The organism is Edaphobacter sp. (assembly GCF_035532915.1).
In the GTDB taxonomy this organism is placed as follows: domain Bacteria; phylum Acidobacteriota; class Terriglobia; order Terriglobales; family Acidobacteriaceae; genus Edaphobacter.
Genome location: NZ_DATKQC010000363.1, coordinates 1 through 7,646, shown reverse-complemented (window position 1 = coordinate 7,646; position 7,646 = coordinate 1). Strand labels below are relative to the sequence as shown.

Here is a 7,646-nt window from a genome sequence, read left to right as displayed (position 1 = left end):
CCCCTATCCTGGATTTCATCAACTCCCATTTCTCCAGCATGCTTGATGGATCTCAGGGGCAGCCGGGGTTTACGGCTCTGACTCCCGTGCGCGCTCGCGGCACCGAGCCGAGCGTTGCCGCCTTTGAGATTGCGCTCGATGACCAACAGCGGAATCCTAGAGACGATTTAGTAGTCGATTTAGTGCGTCAGCAGGAAGCAGAAATTGTCGCGGCTATCCTGCGGCGTCTCATCGGTGCCTACCCGGTTTGGGACACCGACTTGCACAGATTCCGTCCCGCGCGCGCGGGCGACATCGCGCTCCTCGCTCCGACCGGTACCAGCCTTTGGATTTACGAACGCGCACTCGAAGCGCGTGAGATCCCGATCGCTACTCAAGCGGGAAAAGGCTTCTTCCGCCGCCAGGAGGTCCAGGACCTGATCGCGGTCGCGAGAGCGATTGCCGATCGTCGTGACACGTTTGCGCTCGGTGCATTATTGCGCGGGCCGCTGGTTGGACTTACAGAGGAAGAGATAGCCGATGAAATCGCCTCGCTGCAAAACGGGGCTGGGACCACAGAACGGTTCCACCTCTGGACAGATCCGACCCGCATCAATAATCCGGTTCTAAAGCCAACCATGCTGGTCTTGCAAAATCTAGCCCGCAAAGCCCGCCGCACAACTCCTTACCAGCTTCTTGCCGAGGCGGTGGAGGAACTCCAAGTCCGCCCAATTCTAAGTGCGCGCCATCCACGTGGAGCCGAGCGGGCGCTCGCTAACGTCGAACTTGTGCTGGAGATGGCACGAGCATACGCCGCGCGTGGCATCGCTGATTTTGCCCGCGCATTATGGGAGCGTTGGTCGGATGAGGATGCTCAGACCGAGGGACGCCCCGATGCTGAAGCGAACGCGGTGTCTCTCATCACGATCCACTCGGCCAAGGGGCTCGAATGGCCAATCGTCATCCCTATCAACTCAACGACTTCGCTCTGGTCAGACACTCATTTTCTGTACAGGCGCCTTGACGATACCGTGCACTTCAGGGTTTTTGATTTTCCGAGCCTCGATTATGACACCGTCGCTCAGGCAGAGAAGGAAGCGCAGCGCCGCGAGCGCGTGCGGCTTTGGTACGTCGCGCTAACCCGTGCGCGTGACCTCCTCCTTCTGCCGCGGCAGACTGAACGAATCCCCGGCGACTGGCTCAGCCTGGTCACACTCGACATCGATTCGCTTCCCCTCCTTGATCTGACAAACTTCAACGGGTCACTGGCCCGTTCCGCCGAAAGCATCGTAAATGTCCAGGATCTCGCAACCTGGGAACGCGAAGCGGCGATAATTGCAGCGTCGGAGCGTCGAATCGGATGGCACCAACCTAGCCGCCACGAGGGGCCTGACAGTTCCGTAGAAGCGTCTGAGGAGATATTCGTGGGGCCAGAGGCCCCTCTGGAACGATTGCCGAAGGAGGACGACGAAATAAAAGAGATCCAGGGTGGGCGCGAGCGTGGGGTAATTTTGCATAAGCTACTGGAAGAAGTGCTCACGAGAGAGACAGATCAGAAAGTGGCCGCGCTCCAAGCACGAGCCGCCGAACTCCTCGCGCAACTGGGGCTTATGGATACCGAAGATGCCGCCAAGGGTTTCTCAAGCAGTGAGATGGCCTCCGCTGTCAATCGTGCGCTCCAACTTCCGGACGTTGCCGCACTTCGCCCACGCCTTCAGCCTGAATTCCGGGTTTATGCTGGCGTCCAGGTCAGTCAAAAAATGTCTCTTACCATTGGTATCGCCGACGCGGTTGCTTCCGACGAAAGGGGACACGTCGAGGTGGTCATCGACTGGAAGAGCGATGTCGATCCCACGCCCGGCCAGATCGATATCTATCGTGCGCAAGTCCGCGACTATCTAGCGGCGACCGGAGCACAGCTCGGGCTTGTCGTCTTTCTAACCTCTAACCGAGTTGAGCGGATTTCGATTTGACCCGAGCATAGGAAAGCCCGTCCACTTTGTCCGAGCAGCCGTCGGTCCCCGGAACCTCTGTCATGAGGGCGACGCCTGGGTCCACGATGTTCCACAGGTGTACGGCCCTGGGGGAGTGGTGCGCGATAATGCGCGAATCCTTGGCGAGGCGTGGGTGCTAGGACGTGTTGAAGACTACGCACAGGTGTGCGATCTGTCGATTGTGGCGGCTGGCGCTTATGTAGGCGCATATACGGTGGTGATGCAGAGCAATACTATCGCCCGCATGGCACCGGCAGTTCCCCAGCCTGTGACGGGATTGTGGCGCGCGGCTCTTGGATAGTGTCGAGAGCTTAAGTGAGCTATTGGGTAGTGTCGAGCGGGCTGCGATTTGAGATCAAGTCTCCTCGTCCGCGTTCACTAATCCCATCTCGACTAGAAAGCGAGAAGGTGTCTTCCGCCAGCCTCGGTAGCTTTCCGCGCTGCTGAGCACGAGGCATTCCTTGGTGCGAGTGATTGCAACGAAACAATTACGCCGTTCCTCTTCCATTTCTGGGCTGAGGTCCCCTTTTTGCCTGCTTTGGAACGAAGGCATCACGTCTTCGGCCAGGCCGACCACGTACACGTAGTCGAATTCTCTTCCTTTTGCCCCGTGGATGGTCATGAGGGTGACGGTATCTGGTTTTGGCGAAGGCTCCTTTGACCGCAACTGAAGTTCCTGCAAGAACTGGTCCAGCGGCGCATTCTTTCCGATGTGGCCCGCTATATCCCGACTCAGTTCCTTCCATGCGGCCATGTCTTCTCCAAGATCGGAATCTGCGGCAGGGCCGACGAGCTTCTTTCCGAACTCTCCAAGAATGGCTTCGATAGCCGGTTTAACACCCGATGGGTCGGTGGCGCACGGTAAAAGCAGTGTCAGGAGATTCGTCTCGGTGGCTCGAATACCTTTTTGCGCGCCTGCCGTTTCTAGCCAAGTAACAAGGTAGGCGCGCCCTGTTGTCTCGGCATCCGTAATGACCTGTTCCACTGAAACGGCAGAGTCCGCTAAACGGTTAAATGCCTCGACCAGAACAGCCACGTTTCGGCGGTCCAAGGGACGCGCGATCTGGCGAAGTGAGGCGGCGAGCCACCGAAATTCCGCAGATAGAAAATTGTCCCGGCGTTGAGCGATTACGGAAGGCACTTCGCGTTGCTGCAACGCTTTATGCATGCGATCCAAAAGCGCTCTCGTCCGGGCCAAAACCGCTGCTTGTCCCCATAGGGAACGATCGCGCCCCGCAATCTCCTGGGCAATGCCCGCCGCTTCCTCTTCATCCGTATCGAAGACCCGAAGCTGAATATGCTCTGACGGCGGATACTTCAGTTCCGTCTTGCCTGCAATAAGGGGCTTTTTTGTGCTCGTCCGCTGCGCGTTGTACACCACGAGACGGTTTGCAGCTTCAACAATGGCCGCCGGACAACGGTAGTTGGTCGGCAACTGGATCAACTGGGCAGAAAAATCGGCCAGGAAAGATTGAATCTGCTTGTAGCTTGCGCCGTTCCATCCATAAATTATCTGATCATCATCGGCCACCGCAAAGATACTGCGGAACCCGTCTCCCGCCAGAGTGCGCACAAGCTGGTACTGTGCGCTGTTCGTGTCCTGGAATTCATCAATGAGCCAATGCGGGTACGACCTCCGATACCGTGAGGCAATCGCCGGGTAAGTCTTGACAAGACGATACGCTTCAAAGATCAGGGAATTAAAATCCAAGGCATTGACGCGGCGCAGTTCGTCTTCATAGAGCTGATACGTTGCCACGACCCTTTTGGCGTCGTCCAGACTCGCTAGCGCAGCCCCGGCTGCCGCTGGTTCGATAAGCTTTGATTTCAGCCGATCTATAAGGGCCAAGTATTTCACGTCGTCGGGGCTTGCCTGTTTTCCTTCAGACCGCGCGCGCTGTAAAGCGTCTTCCAGAACCGCTTTCCGATCATCATCGGCTGAGTAAATCGCGAAGTCAGGGTTTATCCCCAAGTGTACGCCGTGCTGCCTTAGGATTTGCCCGCAGAAGCTGTGAACAGTGCCGATGGTGGCTCGGTCTTCCAGACCAGGAACAAACCCCGCCACTCGGCCTTTCATTTCATCGGCGGCCTTATTGGTGAAGGTCAGTGCCAGCACGCGGAAATTCTGGTCTCTCGCTCTATCCAGCAACCGCGCGATGCGGCAAGTAAGCACCTGAGTCTTTCCCGAGCCCGGCCCCGCCAAAACCAGCAAGGGACCCTGGTCCCATTCAACAGCTTGCCGCTGTATATCAGTGAGCTTCAGTAAAGCAGATTCAAGAGGGCTGTCCGTCATATGAGGCCTCTCAGGCCCGTAATGGCATCCCGGAAAGCCTGCGGCATGCGTGGGGCCAAAGTCGCATCGGCAGCGATGCGAGCAGAAAGCTCCGCTGCATAGCGCGTTTTATTATCGTCGAGGCATCTCTCAAGCCCCGCCCGATCAACCGTGAGGGCGTTCGCTTCCCCAATGCTTTGAAGCACCGCCCGGAGTTCTGGTTCAAGGCCATCCGCCAGGAGTTGCTGCTCCAATGTCCCCGCAGGCAGCGTGTTGCAACGCTGGGCCACGTGCGCTGCGGTGAACTCCCGCGCCGAAATGGCGCGCACGTAGCCTACCCCGGCAGGATCGCCGTCAAAAACCGCCATCCACGGAATTCCAAGCGCCCTCGCCAAGGCTGCAAAAGTTGCGGGATGGCCATTGTTCACAGCGTCAATTACTGAGACGCCGTGTTCGTCAAGATCGTAGCCGAGGGCGCGGGCCAGGGCATGAACAATCAGATATTCGCCTTGCCCTTCCACAATCAGCCATCGTCTGGCAAAAAATATCTCCCCACGTATTCGGCGGGCGAATGTTTCCAATGCACGCAGCTCGTGATCCGACATGTACAAAAGGGACTTTTCGCGTAGCTCTCGGAGCACGCCTTGAATCACTGCCCTTTCCGCATGAGTTCCATAGCATGTGAGTAAATCCCGGTAGGTGGCTACTTCAAGCTTTCCGCCTACGGTGAGCGTTCGCGCCGCCCGGTCATAAGCAAGAAGCCCGCCCGTCCCCGCCACGACTGCATCCAGCGCAGGCACATGCGGCACTCGCGCCGAGAAGCTAGGCGGAAGCCAGCGTATTTCCGTTCCGTTCTCCGTAAGCTGCACCAGCCGAAGGTCTCGGAAAGGCACACGCTGGACGAAATAAGGTGAATGTGTCGTAATGATCTTCTGTCCGGGTAGCGCACTCACGTGTGTCCATAGCGTCCGCGCCGCTTGCGGGTGCAGGTGCGTTTCGGGTTCTTCAAGCGCGAGCACAGGTGTACTTTCTGGCTCGTATAGCTCTGCAAGCAGATGCTCGACAAAGGCTTGGAACAAGAAAATTACCGCAAGGCTTTGGACGCCCTGCCCATGCCTCTGTAGCGGGAGCCATGGCCAGTGCGGCTCATTCCGCAAGATGATCTCGGCCTTAGACAGGAGGTCCCAGGACTTCAATGGAACCAGTCTTAGATCGACTTGCCCATCCCGGTCACGTGCCGCCACACGCGTGGCCCCGGAGAGAGTATTCGCGATTTGCGCCAGCCGTGGATCGGCGCGCAACAGCTTCTTATTCAGAAGATCGAGTACCTTTTGGACGCGTCCTTCCAAAGCCGGTGGTATCTCCACTGCTTTCAGCAGGCGTCCCCAAAACTGTGATCGCGCCGAGAACTCATCGTCCGCGTCTCGAAGTGCACTGAGATAAAACACGGGAACGTACTGCCAGAATCGCTCTAGATTCAGTCTGCGGGCAGAACCCGCAATTAGCGGTTGACGGGCGGCATTCAAGAACGCCCATGCAGGCTGAAAACAGCCCTCTGCGGCGCTCCACGCGCAGGTCACACGCAGAGTGATGGAGTTTTTTCCTGTCGTGGGGTCTGTTTGAACGATTTCGTCAACCGCCTGTACTATCTCATCCGGCCATTCGTGCGGAGCCGCCTCTTCAGCACGCAGCTCGATAGCAATGCCCGCCGAGGCCTTCGGGTCATCGTTCTCGTGCGCTAGGTGAACGTCATACTCCGTGAAGCCAGTCCCGCGCTGTCCCCATCGCCTCGTAAGAGCAATACGCACCGCGTCGAGGATGGCGGTCTTTCCTGCATTATTCGGGCCGATAAAGACGGTTGTCTCCCCAAGCTCTATATCGAGGGCTTTAATGGAGCGGAAATTTTCAATCCGCAGGGATGTGATTCTCATGGCATCACCGTGACGTTGCTCTTCTCCATATCGAAGGTGCTATTGCTCGTGAATTCCAGCGTTCGACTGTTCTTCTTAACCGTCCTCGCACCATTTTTCGGACGTGCCTTCGGGAATCTCCGCTTCGATTCCCAGATTGACGCGAACCGACGATCCGACGAGGCCAACGAGACGAGTACCTCATTCCCAGGTCGAGGTTTTGAATCCCAGACTCTTTGCATTCTCTGACACTGCGCGCTTGATCTGGTCAGTGCCACCGTTTGGGAAATCGGCAGTGATTTCCACTGTGATCTTGAGTTCAGCTTGGGGATCGGAGGCGAGATTGCTGATAATTTCGTCTGCCAGCTGCACGAGCCGCATTTTCGCCGTCGCCGGGTTCACTTCCACAGAACCATAGAAAGACTTCGCTTTCCCCGTGCCTGTCGCAGGAACGGAGCTTGCTCCACCCATCGGGGATTGCGAAGGCACAGACCGACTATCAGGCGCTCCTGTCGTCGGCGGAACAATCCCAGGATTGGGTTTCACGTCTACGGGTAAGTTTGCTTCATATCGCTTCGCAACTTCTGGCTCGATCAGCAGCAGCGTGTCGTCGAATTGAACATTGGCGTCACCGAATTTAAATCCCTCAAAAACATCGCCGGTCTGACCGTATGCAGTGCCGAAGAAATCCTTGCTCCCCGCGCCCTTAATGATGGCCTGTTCCAGCACGTCGCGGCCATTGAGGCGTGGCAGGTAAAGGTAGCGCTGCATGTCCTCCCAGAAGGCCGTTGCACCAACCGCGTCCTTGCCAACTTTCCAATAGAGCTTCTTCAGCGTGTCGCGCAAATGTATCGGAGACCAAGCACTGATAACCAGCTCATTGTCGTGACACACCCGCTGGATTTCGGCACCCAGAGCTGAGCCACTGGTGTTCAGCGGGAATGCTTCAATCGTGAGCTGGCGATCCGCAGGTGTGGCCTGCACGGGGCATAGGAGCCACTTGTAGCACTCTCGTGCTACCCGAGGCAGCACGTCCTCAGCGGACTGGAGTTCCTTCTTCGCTTGCTCCTCCTGAAGGCCGTCAATATTCAGTCGTTTGCCTTTAACGTCCTCGACGATGGAGTTCCATGCAAGGGCCGTGCGTACACAATCGCGCACGCGGGTCAATGAGGCATGATCTGGGGCAATGAAAATAAGCCTATTCCCACGGTATCGCGGCTTTTGGCCGTGATTGCGGACAAATTCCAGCACCTCTTCGGAGGCGATGCGCATCTCCTGCTTGCTGTAAAACTTTTCCGGCGAAAAAACCACTAAGCGCAGTGCCCCGTCATCGGGCACGTCTGCGTGCGGCGTGAAGATGTGACTACCCTCAAAGAATGAGGCTCCGGGCACGAGCTTGCGCAGCACTTCGGCCAGCTTGCCGCGCACCTCGTTTTGATCGTTGAACCGCCCCTTCCGGTCTTCCATCTCCCGACGCAGGTTGGCGCGGGT

General features: G+C 57.4%; 5 protein-coding genes. 2 read left to right on the top strand and 3 right to left on the bottom strand.

From position 1 onward, the window contains the following. A partial coding sequence (locus VMU57_RS17315) for a 3'-5' exonuclease (protein WP_325385686.1) occupies positions 1-1,952 on the top strand: 1,952 nt, incomplete at its 5' end. Then, positions 1,933-2,274: a hypothetical protein gene (locus VMU57_RS17310; protein WP_325385684.1), complete on the top strand. Its 342-nt coding sequence runs from the start codon at positions 1,933-1,935 to the stop codon at positions 2,272-2,274. The genes VMU57_RS17315 and VMU57_RS17310, both read left to right, overlap by 20 nt. Positions 2,275-2,328: 54 nt before the next feature. Here the strand turns inward: VMU57_RS17310 and VMU57_RS17305 are convergent, their stop codons facing one another. The 3 genes from VMU57_RS17305 to VMU57_RS17295 all read right to left on the bottom strand — a co-directional run. Further along, complete coding sequence (locus VMU57_RS17305; RefSeq protein ID WP_325385682.1) at positions 2,329-4,266, bottom strand: ATP-dependent helicase; 1,938 nt, start codon at positions 4,264-4,266, stop codon at positions 2,329-2,331. Continuing rightward, positions 4,263-6,176, bottom strand: coding sequence for an ATP-dependent nuclease (locus tag VMU57_RS17300; protein ID WP_325385680.1), 1,914 nt, complete (start codon positions 6,174-6,176; stop codon positions 4,263-4,265). The genes VMU57_RS17305 and VMU57_RS17300 overlap by 4 nt, the downstream gene beginning before the upstream one ends. Positions 6,177-6,356: 180 nt before the next feature. Next, positions 6,357-7,646, bottom strand: a 1,290-nt coding sequence (locus VMU57_RS17295) for a hypothetical protein (RefSeq protein WP_325385678.1), incomplete at its 5' end; no start/stop codon positions are given.

Coding starts and splice junctions, on each gene's coding strand:
- VMU57_RS17305 (WP_325385682.1), bottom strand. CDS start 4,266: ATGACGGACAGCCCTCTTGAATCTGCTTTACTGAAGCTCACTGATATA.
- VMU57_RS17300 (WP_325385680.1), bottom strand. CDS start 6,176: ATGAGAATCACATCCCTGCGGATTGAAAATTTCCGCTCCATTAAAGCC.